Raw genomic sequence first — 17,827 nt, 5'->3', positions numbered from 1 at the left:
AAGCGGGCCGCTCCGGTCCCGACGGGACCGCGCGGTTCGACCTCCTCGCCGGCGAGGCCGGGCGGCCATCGGCCGGAGTGCTCATGTGCCGGCCCCCAGAGCGCAGACAGCGAGCAGGCCCACTGTGGCTGGGCGGGCAGCCGACCTGGAAGAACGCGTGAACAGCTCGCCTGACCTGGTAGCAGTCGTACGGGGTGCGTCGTGATCAACGCTGTGTGCCGGGCAAGGGCGCGACCTTGAAAGTGCCGCCCGCCCCGCCGGCCGCTGGTGGGCGCCTTCGGCGCGCGGCCCGCCGGCTCGGCCACCGCGCTGTCGTTCCGGGTGGCCGTTGGGTGGCGGCGGGCCGTGCCGGGCCGTCCGTGGTGTCCGCCGGCGCTGTTGTGGTGGGCGGGTCAGGGGGTGGTGTATCCGGGCAGGGTGCGTCGGCACCAGCCGCACCGGAGGGCGGTCGGCACGCCGGCCGCTCACAGGTCCCGCGCCATGGGCGCGGCGATGTCGAACGGGGCGCCCGAGACGACGGTGGCGGGCGCGCTGTCCAGCAACTGCCGCTTTCGGGGTGACTGGTCGAAGCAGCATCGGCGGTGGGCCCGCGAGGCCGCGCCCACCCGATTCTCATCCCACCCGTTTCTCAGTCCGTCGGGTCCTGGTCCGTGACGGTGGGGTGTTCGGTGCACAGGCAGCCGACGCCCTTCTCGATCCACTCCTGTCCGGTCCACTCGGGGTGCCGTTCGATCAGCAGGGCCCGGACCTCGGCCACGATCTCGCTCCCGCCCATGGCGGAGTCGCGCCGCCGCCAGGTCTCGTCCCGCAGCTCGCGCAGGTAGTCGCGGACGTCGCCGAGGACCTGCGGGCCGCCGACGGTGCCGTGGCCGGGGACGACCGTGCGGTGCCCGTCAGCCGCCAGCCGCTCCATCACCGTCAGCCAGCCGATCCCGGAGACGTCGGTGTCGTGCGGCGGGAACCAGGGAAAGATCGCGAACTGCCCGGTCTCGGCGAGGTCGCCGGTGAACAGGACGCCGGCGTCGGGTACTTCGATCACCTGGTCGCCCTTGGTGTGGCCCCGGCCGGTGGCCCGCAGTCGTACGCGGCGGCCGCCGAGGTCCAGGTCGTACCCGTCGTCGTAGACCACGTCGGGGGCGACCACGCGGACGTCGCCGTCGAGGCGGTCGGCGACCGGCGGGCCGAACCCGCGGAACATCTCCAGGTAGCCCGCTCCCCTCACCTTCAGGTCCTCGGCCTGGGCGCGGTTGGCGAGGTAGGTGGCCCGGCCGTGGAAGACGTGCGCGCCGAAGGCGTGCTCGGGGTGGAAGTGCGTGGTGGTCAGGTACAGGCGGCGCCCGTCGGCCACTTCGGACGCCAGGGAGAGGACCTGCTCGGCGTTGGCGGTGCCCATGCCGGTGTCGACGACGAGGACGGCCTCGGTGCCGCCGATGATGCCGATGTTGGGAACCAGCGGGATCCCGCGGTCCGGGACCACCAGCAGCTCGGGGGCGATCTCCCGGACGCCGGCCACGTGGACGGCGGGGTCGGAAAGCGATGCGTCGTTCATGCCTCGATTCCACCGCCCCGGCACCCCGGCCGTCCAAGACCTCTTCGCGCGTGCCCGATACCGCACGGGTATCGTCGCAGCATGGAGCTGCGGACGTTGCGCTATTTCGTCGCGGTCGCCGAGGAACTCCACTTCGGCCGGGCCGCCGCCCGGCTGCACATGAGCCAGCCCCCGCTCAGCCGGGCGATCAAGCAGCTGGAAACCGACCTCGGCGCCACCCTGCTGCACCGCTCCGCCCGGGGCGTCACCCTCACCCCGGCCGGAACCGTCCTGCTCGACGAAGCCCGCACCCTCCTCGACCGCGCCGACCGGATCCGCGCACGCGTCGTTGCCGAAGCCGGCCCCACGGCCGTCACCGTCGGCCTGCTCGGCGACGGCACCGACCTCGGCGCCCTGCGCCTGGCCAACGCCTACCGCGAGCGACACCCGGACATCGAGGTCCGCATCCGCGAGACCGACCTGACCGACCCCACCTGCGGACTGCGCACCGGACGGGTCGACATCGCCCTCACCCGCGCCCCCTTCGACGAGACCGGCCTGACCGTGCACGAGCTGCGCACCGACCCGGTCGGCGCGGTGCTGCGCACCGACGACCCCCTGGCCGGCCGCACGCACCTGGAGCTGGCCGACCTGGCGGACCGGTGCTGGTTCCGGTTCCCGGACGGCACCGACCCGCTGTGGGGGGCGTACTGGACCGGCGGCCGGCCGCGCGGGGGACCGGCGGTGAGGGCCGTCCAGGAGTGCCGGCAGGCCGTGCTCTGGAACGGCACGGTCGGCATCACCCCCCTCGGGCACGGCATGCCCGAGGGACTGACCGCGGTACCGCTGGCCGACATGGCGCCCAGCCGTGTGGTGGTGGCGTGGAACGAGGGCGACCCGAACCCGCTGATCCCTTCGTTCGTCCGCATCGCGGCAGCCACCCACCGCCGCTGAACCCACCGCCGCCGAACCCACCGCCGCCGACCCCACCGCCGCCGAACCTGCCGCGCAGCGGCCCGGTCGGGGAGGCTCAGCCGAGGGTGCTGACGACGGTCTTCGTCGCCTGGGCGATCAGGGCGTCGTCGGAGGTGGCGCCCGCCTTGCCGCGATCGGACAGGACGACGATCACGATCGGGCTGCGCCCGCCCGACGGCCACGCCACGGCGACGTCGTTGCGGGTGCCGTAGCCCGCGTTGCCGGTCTTGTCGCCGATCCTCCAGTCGGCGGGCACCCCCGCGCGGACGTACGGGCCGCCGGTCGTGTTGCCGACCAGCCAGTCCGTCAGCAGCCCGCGCCGGCCCTCGGTGAGGACGTCGCCGAGCACGTAGCGGCGCAGGTCGGCGGCGAGGGCGTGCGGCGTGCTGGTGTCGCGGGTGTCGCCCGGGGTCGCCTCGTTGAGGGTGGGTTCGGTGCGGTCGACGCTGGTGGTCGAGTCGCCCAGGTCGCGCAGCGACTGCTGGACGGCCGCCGGGCCGCCGAGCTCGGCGATGACCAGGTTGGCCGCGGTGTTGTCGCTGTACTGGATGGACGCGGAGGCCAGGTCACGCAGCTTCATGCCGGTCGCCACGTGCTGCGAGGTGATCGGTGCCCACGCCAGCACGTCCTCCTGGCGGTAGGGGACGACCTTGTCCAGGTCCGCGTCGGACGCCTTCCGCAGCAGGGCCCCGGCGGCGAGCGACTTGATCGTGGACGCGAACGCGAACCGCTCGTCGGCCCGGTGGGTGACCTCCCGGCCGCTGCCGGTGTCCACCGCGAACACGCCGAGGCGGGCGCCGAACTGCTGCTCGAGCGCCGCGAAGGCGGCGTCCGCCGCATCGGCCGAGGCCGCCCCCGCCGCCGTCGTGGTCGCGCCAGTGGCCACCGCGCCGGGGGCCGCCGCCGTCGAGGCGCCGCCCGCTTGGCCGCACCCGCCGATCAGCGCGGCCACGAGCAGGGCCACCGCGGGCAGCGCGGTACGGGGGCGGGTACGGCGGAGGTCGGGCGTCATCGGTGGTCTCCCCAGGTGGTTCGTGCCGTCACGGTCACGGTCGCGGTCGCGCCCCGCGGTAGTGGTCCACACCGCCGCGATCCGCGCGATCACGCTCAGCTAAACAGGCCGCCGACCACCCAGTCCAAGACCGCAATCATGAAGTGGACGATAAGAAAACACCTATGATTACTGGCCATGGACCTGCTGGGGCACCTCCGCCACTTCCGCGCCGTCGCCGAGGAACGGCACTTCGGCCGCGCCGCCGAGCGCCTGCGGATCGCCCAGCCCTCGCTCTCCCAGCGGATCCAGCGCCTCGAACGCGAACTCGGCGTGACCCTGTTCGACCGCGGCCCGCGCGGCGTCGACCTCACCCCGGCGGGCCGGCTGCTGCTCGCCGAGGCCGAGGAGACGCTGGACAGCGCCGCCCGCCTCCTCGCCACCGCCGCCGACCTGCGCAGCGGACGGGCCGGCACCCTGCGCGCGGCCGTCCCGCCCGAACTCGGGCCGGCCGCCCTGGCCGCGCTGCTCACCGGCTTCGAGACCGCCTCCCCGGGCACCCGGCTCGAACTGCGGGAACTGCCGGTCGCGGCCGTGGTGCGCGAACTCGCCCAGCACACCGTCGACGTCGCCGTCGTCCGGCACCCCTGCCCGGCCGACGGGCTGGCCTTCGGCCCCGTCCTGCACCAGCCGCTCGGCGCCCTGCTCGCCGCCCGCGGTCCGTACGCCGACCGCCCGGAGCTCGCGGTGGCCGAACTGACCGGCCTGCGCCTGGTCCTCTTCCCGCGCGCCACGGCCCCGGCCCTGTACGACGAGGTCCTCACCACGCTCACCAGGCACGGCTGCACCCCCGAGGCCGTCGTCGACCCGCCGGGACCGGACGTCGCGGGCGCGCTCGTGCTCACCGGCAGCGCCATCGCCCTGGTGCCGCGCACCACACCCCCACCGGGCACGGTCTGGCGCCCGCTCACCGGCACCCCGCTGGCCTGGCGGACCTCCACGGCCTGGCCGGCCGGGCGGGACGGGCCCGCCGTCCGGCTGTTCGCCCAGGCCGCCCACGAGGCGCTGACCGGACCCGGCGGCCTGCTGCCCCAGCCGCCCAACCGCCCGCTCCACCCCCGGCCCGCAATGGAGTTCCCGCTGTGACCAGCGACCGCACCACAGCCGACCGGACGGCTGCCGACCGCACCACAGCCGACCGCACGGCTGCCGACCGGACCCCGCACAGCCGGGCCGCGCGCACCCGCATCGCCGCGGCCTTCGCCGACGCGGGCGTCACCGGCCGGCTGCACGCGCTCGACCTCGACACCGGCGCCGAGATCGGCCTCGGCGCCGACACCGCCGTCAGCACCGCCAGCGTCCACAAGGTCTGCCTGCTCGTGACGCTGTACCGCGAGGCCGCCGCCGGACGGATCGACCTGACCCGGCAGGTCGAGATCCCCGCCGCCGGCCGCACCCCCGGGCCGACCGGCCTCGCCGCCATGCTCGACACCGCCCGCCTCTCCCTGCGCGACCTCGCCTACCTCACCGCGGCCGTCAGCGACAACACCGCCGCCGACACCCTGTGGGACCAGATCGGCCTCGACACCGTCAACCGCACCATGGCCGACCTCGGCCTGAGCCGCACCGTCGCCGTCCACAAGCTCCGCGACCTCATCGCCGCCCTCGCCGAGGACACCGGCCCCGACTCCCCGGTCGACCCCGCCGTCGTCGCCCGCCTCAGGGTCCTCGACCCCGCCTTCACCAACCACAGCACCCCCCGCGACATGACCACCCTGCTCGCCGCCCTCTGGCACGGCGACGCCTGCCCCGGCGACCACGGCGCCGCCCTGCGACGCCTCCTCGGCCTCCAGGTCTGGCCGCACCGCCTGGCCTCCGGCTTCCCCTACGACGACGTCCGCGTCCACGGCAAGACCGGCACCCTCCCCACGCTGCGCCACGAGGTCGGCGTCGTCGAATACCCCGACGGCGGCCGCTACGCCCTCGCCGTCTTCACCCGCGCCGCCGCCACCACCATCACCCTGCCCGCCGCCGACGCCGTCATCGGAACCACCGCCCGCCTCGCCGTCGACGCCCTCCGGGCCCGGGCGGCAGCCGGCGCGAGGGGCTGACCGGGGCCGAGACCACCCCAGGATGCCCAGCTGCCCTCCCTCCCGGCCACGACATCCGGGTGACGGATCGGCTGCACGCTCGTTTGCCCGGGTACCTGCCGGTCGCAGGACGGCGGTGCCCGGCGACCACCCCCTGCCCGGGCACCGCCGCACCGGCCCCGCGACCGGCCAGGACCGGACAGAACCCCCACCGGCAGCCGGGCCACGGCCCCGGACGCCGGTCACCCGCGCAGGTGTCGCCGGGGCCGCTCGGGCAGCCGGCCCCGGCGACACCGCGCGCCGGCGTGGAAGCCCGACCCAACGGCACACCGCCGTTCAGGCGTCCTGCATCCCCGTCTCACCGGCCCCCCGCGCGAGGGCGCCTGCGCGTCGTGCTCGGCGGAAGGCGGCGGCGTTGCGGGTGGCCCAGTCGGTGCAGGGGCGCGGCGGGCGGCCGCGTACCTGCTCGACGGCCGGACTCGCTCGCAGTTCGGCCTCGGTGGGGGCGCCGAGGATGTCGAGTGACCTGGTCGGATGACGGTTCCTCGCCGGCTCGCGCGGGCGTTGTGACACGCGAGGTCTCTCATGGCCTCGCTGCCTCGAAGTGATCGGATCGGGGTATCTAATTATGGTTTGTCATGATTTTTCCGTCAGGTGTCCTGTCATGCCTGTGACTTGTCGCTTGGGGGCGCGGGGCACTTTGTTGTGAGGAGAGGTGAACCCGCGGATGAGTGCTCGTACGCGTGGACAGGGCGACCTGCCGTGGTACCGGGTCGGCCGTCAGCGGCCCGTGGCCGCGTTCAACAGGGTCCCGGCCGGTGGGATGACCCCGGTCGGTGCCGTCGGTGCGTCAGACCTGGTCGGCCCGGGTGGACGGCGCGGGGAGCGCGGTGCGGGGGTGGTGTCGGTGGGGGGCGCGCTGCTGTCCGGTATGGCGCTGCTGGCGGCCACGGCTCCACCGGTGGCCGCCGCGCCGGTCGGGACCGGGTTGGTGCGGGCGCAGCAGGCTGATCCGTCGCAGACCTTCACCTTCACCGGCGCTTCGCAGACCTTGACGGTTCCGGCGGCGGCGGTGGTGACGATCACCGCGGACGGCGCGGGTGGCGCCGACAACACCGGCACCTCCTGTTCCGTCACGGGGACCGGCGGGACGGGGGCGCGGGTGGTGACCACGCTGCCGCAGACCGTCGCACCGACGACCTTCACCGTCAACGTCGGCGGCACCGGCGGCAAGGGCTGCAACGGCACCGGGACGTCGGGGGCCGGAGGGTTCAACGGCGGTGCCCCCGGGGGGAGTTTCCCGCTCACTGGTTTCCAGTTCGAAGGCCCGGGCGGGGGCGGGGCCTCCAGCGTCAGCACGGGCGGCTCCCTGCTGGTGGTCGCCGGGGGCGGCGGTGCCTCCGGCGGCACCGGAGCGGGCTCCACGGGAGGCAACGGGGGCAACGGCGGAACAACGCCGGATGCCACCGGCGGTACCGCGGGAACTGCCACCGGCCCTGGGGCTTCGCCGGGGCAGGGCGCGGGCGGTGGCAGCACCAGCACCAGCACCGGGGGCCCCGGCGGGGCCGCCGGCACCGCTCCACCCTGTGCGGCCATGAGCGGCGCTCCGGGGAGCGGGTTCTCCGGTGCCGCGGTCGGTACCGGCGGCACCGGGGGCACTTTCGACGGCGGCTGCGCCGCCAGTCGCATCGCCACTGGTGGCGGCGGTGGGGGCGGGTACTTCGGCGGCGGGGGCGGCGGCAGCGGCTCCGTCAACGGCGCGGGCACCTCGGCGGGTGGTGGCGGTGGTGGCGGGGGCAGCAGCTTCGCCACTCCCACGGGTACCGGCACGAGCTATGCGCTGTCGACGGTCGGGACGGCGAACCACAACGGCCAGGTGATCATCTCCTACACGCTCCCGTCCTTGACCGTCACCAAGACCCACACCGGGCACTTCACCCAGGGGCGGGACGGGACCTACACCATCACCGTGGGCAACGCCGCCGGGGCCGCCCCGACCGACGGCACCACGGTCACCATGCAGGACACCCTCCCCGCGGGGCTCACGGTCGACAGCATCAGCGGTGCGGGCTGGACCTGCGACCAGGACACGCTCACCTGCACCCGTAGCGACGTCCTTTCCGCCGGGAGCAGCTACCCGCCCATCACACTGCAGGTCGACGTCTCCTGCGGGGCCGACGACAAGGTCACCAACGTCGCGGTTGTCACCGGGGGCGGCGACACCACCCCCCACACCGCCACCGATCCCACCAGGATCAAGCACCACAAGCACGACGCGCACGACAAGTACGACATGCGCTGCGACCGCATCGAGTACTGGTAGGCCGAGCAACCCCGGGTTCGCCTCCACCGGCCCGCGACCACCGCGCCGCCGTCCGGGCGACTGCGACGACCCGTTCACCCGTCCACCCGTCAGACCATCGCCAACGCGATCGTCCGCAGCCGGTAGCGACCTCTCGAAGCACAACCCCCACCCTGGCGGGCCCGCCATACCTGGCTGACGGCGGAACACCGAAGGCGCCGGCCACGGGCGCAGGTGGTGGCCGGCGCGCAGGGTCGCCGGACCCGGGCGCCCCCGCCCGGGTGTTCGGGGCGCACCACCGCGGTGCGCCCCGAACGGCTGAGTCGGCGCTCCTCGGCGAGTCGATGACCTGCCGCGCATGCTGCTCCGCCGGGTTCTCGTGGCGCGACTCCCCGGCCATCCGACCCCGGCGATCACGGCCGTCACCCGAGCCATCACCTCGACCGCCTGATACGTGCCGCCAGGACCGTTGGAGCCGGTGCCGCAGCCCGCCGAGGGCGCACACCGGCCCCAGGCGTCTGCCGCCCGCCGTCCGGCGGGCGACCCCCCACGGCGCGGCACGACCGCGGCCCGGGCCCGCCGGTGCCGCCCGCCCCGGTGGACGGGGGCGAGGTCGGTCCGATGGGCTTCACCAGGCGGGGCGCGGATCCAGGGGCGAGGTGCGGGCACCCTCCCGGAAGGCCCCCGCCGCCGTCTCCGGCCGCCACAGGTAGCCCGGTGAGGGCGGGTCGGTTCGGGAGGGGTCGCGAGACACGGGATCGAAGTACCGCCGGTGGCCGGGCAGCGGCACCTCGGTCAGGGCGCCGTCCCGCATCATCCACAGCCCGTAGCAGTCGTCCTCCTCGTCGTGGATCAGCACCTGCACGCTCTCCGGGTGCGGCCATGCCAGGGACTCCAGTTGCCGGAGCAGCCCGCTCCGGTGGCGCAGCCCGTAGAACTCGATCACCCACCCGCCGGCGAACAGATCGAGCGGCTTGAAGCGCCAGCGCGGCGAGTCCTCCCGCGTCAACGGCTCCATGGCCTCGTCCGCGTACAACGCCAGCACGATCACCTGCGCGATTCTGCTCATGCCGCAGTATCCGCGCAGCCTGTGCGCCCCCGGCAAGCGGATTTCTCACCACGCGATGAGCCCGCCGAGGCCGGTGAGTGTCGCGAGAATCGTCGCGGGGCGGTAAAGCGCATATCCCTTGTGGTTTGCCTTCGGTATTTCGTTTTTCACCGCTTCGCCCCCCAATTGTCGATCGGATCAGGTATGACCCATCTGCTGGTGCGCGGCTCATGTGCGACCTACAGAACCTTCATGACGTCATGTAGAGTCTGCGCCGCCATACATGACGGGCGCTCAGAAAGTTGGGGGCTCGGCAAACCGAGTCGAGGTCGAACCGACGTCGATATCACGTCAATTCATATCGATCACCCACGGACTGTCCTAGTTTGCGCCGTCTTTGATACAAACTTACCCAGGAAAAGGAAATGCGCACAGAGAAACATCGCCGGCCCGTCGCAGGGGGCGGGGCCATCGCCGTCACCGGCCCGGGGGCCGCCCCCACCGCCTCGGCCGACGCCGTCCCGACCGCCGACTCCGCGCCACCGGAAGGGTCCACGACAGGAAGCCCCATGTCCCGCAAGTCCCGGTTCCGTTCCCGACGGGCGGGTGTGCTGACCGCCGTTCTCGCCGCCGGTGCACTGTCCACCCTCGGCACGACCCCGGCCGGCGCCGTGGTCGGCGACGCGGCCGCGGCCGGCGCCTCCGCCACCACCGCGCGCCTGGTGATCGGTGACAGCCTGCGCGGCTGCACCGGCGCGCTGATCGACCAATTCTGGGTGATCAGCGCCGCGTCCTGCTTCTCCGACGACCCGGCGCAGCCGCAGGCGCTGGCCGCCGGCGCGCCGAAGTGGAAGACCACCGCCACGGTCGGCGCGAAGTCGACCCAGGTCGTCGAGCTGGTGCCGGGTCAGGGCCGCGACCTGGTGATGGCCCGCCTGGCCACACCCGTCCAGGGTGTCACGCCGCTGACGGTCGGCACCTCGGCGCCGGTCGCCGGGCAGTCGCTGACGGTGACCGGGTTCGGGCGCACCAAGTCCGAGTGGGTCCCGGACAAGGCCCACACCGGCTCGTTCAGCCTCGACACCGTGAACCCGACCGGCGTCGGCATCACGGGGACGGGCGGCGCGGCGGTCTGCAAGGGCGACACCGGCGCCCCGGTGGTCCGCGAGGTCAACGGCAAGGCCGAGCTGGTCGCCGTCGCCTCCCGCTCCTGGCGCGGCGGCTGCCTCGACACCCCCGCCACCGAGACCCGCACCGGCGCCTACGCCACCCGCGTCGACGACCTCGCCGCGTGGGTGTCGGCCCGGACGAGCCGGTCGTACGAGATCCTCAACCCCGCCAGCGGACGCTGCCTCAACCTCAAGGGCGCCGGGCCGACCTGGCCGAACAGCACCGAGATCATCGCCTGGGACTGCACCCTCGGCGCCAGCAACGAGCAGTTCCAGCTCACCCCGGACGGGCTGCTGCGCAACCCCGCCAGCGGACGCTGCCTGAACGTCGCCGGTGCCGGGCCGTGGAACAACGGCAACCCGGTCATCCTCTTCGACTGCAGCGCCTCCTCCGGCAACGAGAAGTTCGAGTGGACCGCCGACGGCCAGCTGCGCAACCCCGCCAGCAACCGCTGCCTCAACGTCTTCGGCGCCGGCCCGTGGGCCAACGGCACACCGATCGTCCTGTTCGACTGCAACAGCGACCCGAACGAGAAGTTCCAGCCCGTCGCCGACAACGAGATCCCCCACCCGGTCGGTCGGATCAAGAACCCTGCCAGCGACCGCTGCCTCAACATCTCGGGCGCCGGCCCGACCTGGCCGAACAGCACGCCGATCGTCCTGTTCGACTGCAACGGCGAGAACAACGAGCTGTTCCAGCTCACCGCCGACGGGCTGCTCTACAACTACGCCAGCAACCGCTGCCTGAACGTCGCCGGTGCCGGGCCGTGGAACAACGGCAACTCGATCATCCTCTTCGACTGCAGCGCCTCCTCCGGCAACGAGAAGTTCGAGTGGACCGCCGACGGCCAGCTGCGCAACCCCGCCAGCAACCGCTGCCTGAACGTCGCCGGCGGCGGCCCGGTCTGGAACAACAACACCCCGATCGTCCTGTGGGACTGCAACGGCGACCCGAACGAGAAGTTCCAGCTCATCGCCGTACAGGCCTGACCGCAGCTCCGGATCGACAGTGATGGGGTGGCCGTGGCCGGAGGCCACGGCCACCTTCCGGTTTCGGCCGGCTCAGCCGCGAGCGGCTCGTGGAACGCGCCGTCGCCCCGCCGTCGGCGGCGAGGGTGCATGGCGGTCGAAGACGGCCTTCCAGCCGGGATCGTGGGCGGTGCCGGTGACCGCGATCGCATCCGCGGCCGCGAGTGGTCCTGAAGTAGCAGATCCGGAGGGGCACTTCGACGGGGGAGGCCGGTACCGGCGGTGGACGCGCCCGACCGTCGCGGTCGCCTACGGTCGCCCCGACGGCCCGCCGAGGCACCCCGGGAGAGACACCGTGATCCGCGCCGCCAGGACGGCCGCCGCTGTGGCGGCGCTGGTCATGACCCTCCTCACCGCGTCGGCCGCACCGGCACTCGGCGCCACCGCGCCGGCCGCCACCGCCGACCCGCTCGCCGCGCTGCGCGGCCAGCAGCCGCTCTGGCACCCCTGCGCGAGCGGCCCGGACGACACCGCCGGCGCCGACCTCGACGCCGCCGGCGCCCGCTGCACCGAGGTCACCGTCCCCCTCGACTACCGCCGTCCCGACGGACGGACGCTCGGCATCGCCCTCTCCCGACTGCCCGCCACCGACCCCGCCCACCGGCTGGGCACCCTGTTCTACAACCCCGGCGGCCCCGGCGTCCCCGCCCGCGGGCTCGCCCTCGCCCTGCGGCAGGCCGCCCCCGCCCTCGGCGCCCGCTACGACATCGTCGGCATGGACCCGCGCTTCGTCGGCGCCAGCACCCCCCTCGACTGCGGCTGGCCGACGGCCGGCCCCGGCGCGGCCGGCCCCGACCGGCTGGGCTTCGACCGGGCCGCCGAGCTCGCCAAGGACCTCGCGGCCCGCTGCGCTCCGTACCGCGCCCTGCTGCCGCACGCCTCCACCCGCAACACCGCCCGGGACCTGGACCTGGTGCGCGCCGTCCTCGGCGAGCCGACGATCGCCTACCTCGGCTCGTCCTACGGGAGCTACCTCGGCGAGGTCTACCTCCAACTGTTCCCCGACCGGGTGGGGCGGGCGGTGCTCGACGCAGCCATGGACCCGGACCGCTTCGGTCCCGACCTGACCGCCACCCAGGGCCCCGCGATGGGGGCCGCGCTCACCGCCTGGGCCGCCTGGGCGGCCGGCCACGACGACCGCCACCACCTGGGCGCGACCACCGCCGAGGTGCTGGCCTCGGTCGAGCGGGTGCGCCTGGCCGCCGAACGCGCCCCGCTGGCGGTCGGCGCCCACCGGGTCGACGCCCGGGCGCTGCCGCAGGTGCTGTGGACGGTGTCGGCCGGCGACGACGACGCTGCCTACGAGGAGTTCTCCGCCCTGGCGCGCGTGCTGCTCGACGCCGCCGAGGGCCGGCCGGCCCGGCCGACCGCGCTGCTGGAGGCGGTGCTGACCGGCCTGGCGTCCCCCGACACCGGAGGCTACGCCGCCGCGCAGACCGCGATCATGTGCGCGGACCGCGTCGCCTCGCGCGACCCGCTCGCCTACTACCGCGACATCCAGGCCCACCGCGCCGACGAGCCGCTGTTCGGCCCGCTCACCCGCAACCTCACCCCCTGCACCTTCTGGCCCGCCGAGCCCGCGGAACCGCCCACCCGGGTGCGCAACGCCGTCCCGGTCCTGCTGGTCGGCGCCGACGGCGACCCGGCCGCCACCTACCCCGGCCAGCTCTCCGCCCACCGCGCCCTGACCGGCTCCCGGCTCGTGACCCTGCGCGGGGCCTTCCGCCACACCGTCTACGCGGGCCTGTTCGCCCCCCGCGACACCTGCGTGGATGCCGCCGTCGACCGCTACCTCCTCGACGGCGTCCTCCCCGCCCACGACGCCGACTGCCCGTCACCCCGTTCGTAGGAAGAACCGGCCCCTGGCGGACCCCGCCAGGGTCCGCCAGGCCGGCTCCGCGTGGGCCGGTGCCGCCCGCCCCGACCGCTACCGGGCCGGGGCTCCGGAGACGACGCCGAGGGCATTCGACCCGCGTACCTTGACCTTGGTCCTGGTCAGCCGCGTGAGCGCGGCCGTGACGTCGGCGGCCTGAGCGTCGGTGAAGGCCGCCTTGAGGACGGTCGCGGCCACGGGCGCTCCGCCCGGCCTCTTCACCAGGATCGACCAGGCCAGGGGAGTGTCCGTGGCGCGGGTGACCGACGTCCACGGGAACCTCAGTTCCCCGGACGCCGTGCGGATGACGGCCTCCTGGTCGGTCAACGCGACCGATGTGGGGCCCGCCTGGCGCTGGGCGGCACGAGAAGCGACCTTCTTGGCGACCACGGTGATGTTCTGGACCTGGAGCAGGCAGGCGATGAGCGCGGCGATCGCGAAGAGGACACCGCCCGCTGCGAGGCAGAGCAGTGAGAGCAGCAACCAGGCGCCGGCGACCGCCCAGCGCACTGCCGGTGCGGGAAGGTTGGCTCTCACCGCGGCGGCGAGCTCCTCAGGTGCTGCGTCGTACTCCACCTGGACGTTCACGTTCGTTCCTTTGTTCGCGAGGGCACATCATGGCCGGGGCACCGTGCCCGGCACAAGCGCGATGCGCCGGCCCCGGACGGGACGCACACGACCAGAGCCGGGCCGGCTCCGAAACGGCGCTCACCACGGTCTTCGCGCACTGGGCCCACCTCGGGGTCCCGCCCCGGCCCGCCGTCGTCCCGGTGACTGCTGCGCTCCGCCGGTGATCTCCGAGCAGTGACGCAGCCCGCGGCGCCAACGGGATGCCCGCGGTCGCGGATCTACGCCGACCGGGTCCGCCGGCCCGGGGAACCCACTCTCAGGCCGAGCTGTTCGAGGGCGTCGAGTACCTCGATGAGGCCCGTCCGGTCGTCCTGGCCGCGGCGCATGGTGGTCAGGACGGTCGCGGCGCTACCGGACTCCTCGACGCTCTGCCACAGGGCCGGGGCGAGCACCGGGTGAGCGCTGACCTCGACCAGTACGTCTACGTCATGGCCCGTCAGCAGCTCGGCGGTGGAGTCGGCCAGCAGGACGGGCTGCCGCAGGTTCTGGGCGAAGTAGCCCGCGGTGGCCTGCCGCCAGTCGAGCGCCTGCCCCGTGACCGAGGAGATCATCGGGATCCGGCCGGGCCTGGGGGTGAGCTCACCTACGGCCCGTTCGAGGTCCGCCAGGATCGGATCGATCGCCGGGCTGTGGGCCGGCAGGTCGACTCGGACCATCGCGCACAGCACGTCCGCGGCCTGGAGCTCGGCGACGATGGCCTCCAACTCGGACCGGTCACCGGCCAGCACGGTGGTCCGCGGACCGTTCCGCGCGGCGACGGACACGCTCCCCCCAAGCCCTCGCAGGTGCTTCGAGAGGTCGACGGCCGAGAGCTCCACCACGGCCATGCCGCTGTGGGGGCCGGCCACGCGGCGTTGCTGGTCGCTGTAGTGGTGGACGAGCCGGACCGCGTCCGGCAGGTCGAGGATGCCGGCGATGACGCCGGCGGCGATCTCGCCGACGCTGTGACCCGTGACAGCGGCCGGCCGGACGCCCGCCTCCTCCAGCCAGCGGGCGATGCCCACTTGGACGGCGAAGACGATGGGTTGCATGACGCCGACGTCGTTCGTCCTGGCTTCGGGTTCGTCGAGGAAGAGCTCGTGGACGAGGGACCAGCCGGTGTGCCGGGCCAGCTCGCCGTCGCACTCCTCCAGGGCCGAGCGGAAGGCGGGTTCGGTGCGGAACAGGGTCCGCCCCATGCCGACCCACTGCTGGCCGTAGGGGGAGCAGACGAAGGCGATCCGGACGCCGTCCGCGGCGGCGGGCTCCGGCCCGGCGGACGGGCCGCTGGTCGGCTCATGGACGGCTGCCCCGCCGAGTTCGCTCAGCCGCAGACCCGGAGCGGCGGCCACGGCGTCGAGCAGCTCGGTGAACTCCCGGGCCAGCCGCTCGGCCTCCGCGGGGACGAACAGGTCGAGGGCGTAGGTGAGGCTGCCGTCGATGCCGTCCGGCCTCCGCTGTTCGGTGAAGCCCTCGAACAGCTCGAAGCGGAGGTCGAAGCGGGTGATCCCCTCCGTCACCGGCTCGGCCCGGACCTCCAGGCCGGGAAGGCGGAGCTCGGCGCTCGCGTTGTTCTGGAATGCGAGCATCACCTGGATGAGCGGGTGCCACGCGGGGGAGCGCGGCGGGTTGATGGTCTGGACCACGTGGTCGAACGGCACCTCCTGGTGGGCGAAGGCCGCCAGGTCCGTGCTGCGCACCCGGAACAGCAGCTCCCGGAAGGTCGGGTCGCTGTCGGTCCTGGTGCGCAGCACCAGCGTATTGACGAAGAATCCGACCAGGTCGTCGAGGCCCTCGTCGGTGCGCCCGGCGGTGGGGATGCCGATGGCGATGTCGGTCCCGGCTCCGCGCCTGGTGAGCAGGGTCGCGAGGGCGGCCTGCACGACCATGAAGACGCTGGTGCCGGTCTCCCGCGCCAGCTGGTGCAGTGCCCGGTGGGTCGCCCGCGTGACGCGGAAGGGGACCCGACCGCCCCGGTGCGAGGGGGTGTCCGGACGCGGGGCCGCCACATCGATCCGTAGGCGGTCGGGCATTCCCGCCAACTCGCCCTCCCAGAAGGAGAGCTGGCGATTGACCAGGCTGTTGGGGTCCTCCGGGGCGCCCAGGAGATCGTCCTGCCAGAGCGTGTAGTCGACGTACTGGACCGGTAGTTCGGGCCGGGCCGGCTCCTGCCCGAGGCGGCGCGCGGCGTACGCGAGTGCCAGATCGCGGTTCAGGGGGAGCAGCGACCATCCGTCGCAGGCGATGTGATGGACGGTCAGGAGCAGGACGTGTTCGTCCGCGGAGAGCCGGAACAGCCGGGCCCGCAGTGCCGTCTCGGCGGTGAGGTCGAAGGCGTGACCGGCCGCAGCGCTCAGCGCTTCGGACAGGCCCGCCTCGGTGACGCCGTCGACCGGCAGCTCGACCGGGGCCTCGTCCGGGTCCAGGACGACCTGCTGGGGTCGGCCGTCCCAGTCCGGGTAGGCGGTGCGCAGACTCTCGTGCCGGGTGACCAGGTCGTCGAGGGCGAGTCGCAGGGCGGACAGGTCGAGGTCGCCGCGCAGCCGGTAGGCCATCGGCATGTTGTAGTGCCCGGCCGCGCCGTGCAGGCGGTTCAGGAACCAGAGGCGCCGCTGGGTCTGCGAGAGCGGGATCTCCGCCGGACGGCCCCGGGGGCGCAGCGGCGGGCGTCGGCTGCCGGAGCCCTGCTCCAGGTGCTCGGCGAGTTGGGCGACGGTCGGGGCCTCGAAGATCGTCCGGACCGGGACCTCCACGTCCAGAGCGGCCCGGACGCGACCGGCGAGCCGGGTGGCCAGCAGGGAGTGGCCGCCCAACTCGAAGAAGGAGTCGTCGATGGTGACCCGGTCGAGCCCGAGCACCTGGGCGAACACCGCGCAGAGGATCTCCTCCCGTTGGCCTCGCGGGGCGCGGCCCTCCTTCTCGCTCATGGTCAGCTCCCGCTGACGGCGGTGCGGACCTGGGCGGGCCACGCCGCGGTGTCGAGGCCGTACTGGCAGAGGAAGGCGTAGACGAGCCGCTCCAGGCCGAATCCGACGCAGCCGCTCCGGGCCGGGCCGTTCGCACCGTGGTCGATGCCGAAAGCCTTGCCGAAGAGGTCGTCGTGGAAGTTGAAGGAGCCGACGGCGATCGTCCTCCCGGGCGCGACGTGGAGCCGCAGCTCGTACTTGAGCTCCATCAGCCGCTGGGACCAGATCCGCTCGGAGGTGTCCGCGCCGCAGAAGAACGGATCGTTGCCCACCTCGCAGAAGCCGCTCAGGCCGAGCTCCTCGACGAAGACGAAGACCTTCCGCATGAAGCGCTCACGGGAGTCCAGCACGTCTTCCCGGGAGCCCATGAAGACCATCTCCCGGATGGTGAAGTCCCAGAGCCGCTCCAGGCTGGTGGCGTATGCCGCCTCGAAGCGGAACGACTTGCCGCGCGAGGTGACCACGTGGAGCCGGCCCGCCTCCAGTGTGCGGTCGCTGTACTGGTTGAAGGTGTGGTAGCACATCGTGGGCGGCAGGCAGTAGTCGACGTTGCCGCAGGAGTCCAGCACCGCGGAGTCGATGCCGGTGACGGCCTGCCGCTCCTGGAAGGCGCGGTAGACGTCCAGGTCGTTGCGCAGCCTGGTGACGAACATCAGGTGCTGCGGGAAGGCCTTGAAGTAGCCCGCCGTCTCCAGCGCCTTCGTTCTGATCAGAGTCGGGTAACGGTACTCCCGGACTTCGTGGTCCTCGGCCAGCAGGTCACAGACGGCCCGGTCGAAGTAGCTGAAGAGGGAGAGCAGCGGCTCGCCGACGGCGACCTGACCCTCACCGACCTCCGTCACCGCGCCGGTCCCGGAGAGGAGTTCGAAGACGTCCTGGTGCGGGGTGCGCTGGTGCGGCGAGGTCCAGACGGCCTTGGCCGGCGTCACCCACTGCCTCCGGACGTCGTTGTCCACCATGGAGTTGACCTTCTCGGTCAGGGCGTCGTGCGGGAGCGGTTGCCCGGAGCGCAGTGTCACGGAGCGCACCTCGTCGCCCTCCACGGGCACCACGAAGCCGGTGATCTCGGGCGACACGAAGAAGAGTCGGCGCTCGATCTCGGCGGCCAGCGCTCCGGGAATCGGGCTGCGAAGGTCGATGCGGGTGAGGACCTCGTCGGGGTGCGTCATCGTGGTTCTTTCCTCGCCGGTGGGAGAACGGTCGAACGGGCCGGCGCGCGGCGGCGTGGCCGCCGCGCGTCCGTAGGT

At 73.6% G+C, this 17,827-nt stretch carries 13 protein-coding genes; 6 read left to right on the top strand and 7 right to left on the bottom strand.

Annotated features, from left to right (window positions below; all coding sequences use genetic code 11):
* Positions 1-464: 464 nt before the first annotated feature.
* A complete protein-coding gene (locus tag ACGFSC_RS11260; protein WP_359899114.1) occupies positions 465-605 on the bottom strand; it encodes a hypothetical protein in 141 nt (46 codons plus the stop codon).
* 23 nt (positions 606-628) lie between these two features.
* Complete coding sequence (locus ACGFSC_RS11255) at positions 629-1,549, bottom strand: MBL fold metallo-hydrolase (RefSeq protein WP_359899112.1); 921 nt, start codon at positions 1,547-1,549, stop codon at positions 629-631.
* Positions 1,550-1,630: 81 nt separating this feature from the next.
* Between ACGFSC_RS11255 and ACGFSC_RS11250 the strand changes: the two genes are divergently transcribed.
* Positions 1,631-2,482, top strand: a complete 852-nt coding sequence (locus ACGFSC_RS11250) for a LysR substrate-binding domain-containing protein (RefSeq protein WP_359899110.1) — start codon at positions 1,631-1,633, stop codon at positions 2,480-2,482.
* A 76-nt stretch (positions 2,483-2,558) separates the two neighbouring features.
* Here the strand turns inward: ACGFSC_RS11250 and bla are convergent, their stop codons facing one another.
* The gene (bla, locus tag ACGFSC_RS11245; RefSeq protein ID WP_359899108.1) at positions 2,559-3,515 is read right to left on the bottom strand and encodes a class A beta-lactamase; all 957 of its coding nucleotides are present in this window, start codon (positions 3,513-3,515) and stop codon (positions 2,559-2,561) included.
* Positions 3,516-3,692: 177 nt separating this feature from the next.
* Between bla and ACGFSC_RS11240 the strand changes: the two genes are divergently transcribed.
* The 3 genes from ACGFSC_RS11240 to ACGFSC_RS11230 all read left to right on the top strand — a co-directional run bounded on the left by ACGFSC_RS11240 (position 3,693) and on the right by ACGFSC_RS11230 (position 7,907).
* Positions 3,693-4,640, top strand: coding sequence for a LysR substrate-binding domain-containing protein (locus tag ACGFSC_RS11240; RefSeq protein ID WP_359899106.1), 948 nt, complete (start codon positions 3,693-3,695; stop codon positions 4,638-4,640).
* A gap of 101 nt (positions 4,641-4,741) precedes the next feature.
* A complete protein-coding gene (locus ACGFSC_RS11235) occupies positions 4,742-5,605 on the top strand; it encodes a serine hydrolase (RefSeq protein ID WP_359899171.1) in 864 nt (287 codons plus the stop codon).
* 706 nt (positions 5,606-6,311) lie between these two features.
* The gene (locus ACGFSC_RS11230; RefSeq protein WP_359899104.1) at positions 6,312-7,907 is read left to right on the top strand and encodes a hypothetical protein; all 1,596 of its coding nucleotides are present in this window, start codon (positions 6,312-6,314) and stop codon (positions 7,905-7,907) included.
* A 607-nt stretch (positions 7,908-8,514) separates the two neighbouring features.
* Here ACGFSC_RS11230 and ACGFSC_RS11225 read toward each other — a convergent pair.
* Positions 8,515-8,955, bottom strand: coding sequence for a hypothetical protein (locus tag ACGFSC_RS11225; protein ID WP_359899103.1), 441 nt, complete (start codon positions 8,953-8,955; stop codon positions 8,515-8,517).
* A 548-nt stretch (positions 8,956-9,503) separates the two neighbouring features.
* Here ACGFSC_RS11225 and ACGFSC_RS11220 point away from each other — a divergent pair.
* Complete coding sequence (locus ACGFSC_RS11220; protein ID WP_359899101.1) at positions 9,504-11,093, top strand: ricin-type beta-trefoil lectin domain protein; 1,590 nt, start codon at positions 9,504-9,506, stop codon at positions 11,091-11,093.
* Positions 11,094-11,427: 334 nt separating this feature from the next.
* Positions 11,428-12,981, top strand: coding sequence for an alpha/beta hydrolase (locus ACGFSC_RS11215; protein WP_359899099.1), 1,554 nt, complete (start codon positions 11,428-11,430; stop codon positions 12,979-12,981).
* A 78-nt stretch (positions 12,982-13,059) separates the two neighbouring features.
* Here the strand turns inward: ACGFSC_RS11215 and ACGFSC_RS11210 are convergent, their stop codons facing one another.
* The 3 genes from ACGFSC_RS11210 to ACGFSC_RS11200 form a co-directional block, all read right to left on the bottom strand.
* Entirely contained in the window at positions 13,060-13,593 is a 534-nt protein-coding gene (locus tag ACGFSC_RS11210; RefSeq protein WP_359899097.1) for a hypothetical protein, read from the bottom strand.
* A gap of 260 nt (positions 13,594-13,853) precedes the next feature.
* Positions 13,854-16,541, bottom strand: a complete 2,688-nt coding sequence (locus tag ACGFSC_RS11205) for a condensation domain-containing protein (RefSeq protein WP_359899095.1) — start codon at positions 16,539-16,541, stop codon at positions 13,854-13,856.
* A 2-nt stretch (positions 16,542-16,543) separates the two neighbouring features.
* On the bottom strand, positions 16,544-17,749 hold the full coding sequence (locus ACGFSC_RS11200; protein ID WP_359899094.1) for a hypothetical protein: 1,206 nt from the start codon (positions 17,747-17,749) through the stop codon (positions 16,544-16,546).
* Between the last annotated feature and the right edge of the window lie 78 nt (positions 17,750-17,827).

The organism is Kitasatospora sp. NPDC048715 (assembly GCF_043198905.1).
Taxonomy (GTDB): domain Bacteria; phylum Actinomycetota; class Actinomycetes; order Streptomycetales; family Streptomycetaceae; genus Kitasatospora; species Kitasatospora lactacystinica.
Note: the sequence above shows the minus strand (reverse complement) of the source record. Positions and strands in the feature narration are given on the sequence as shown.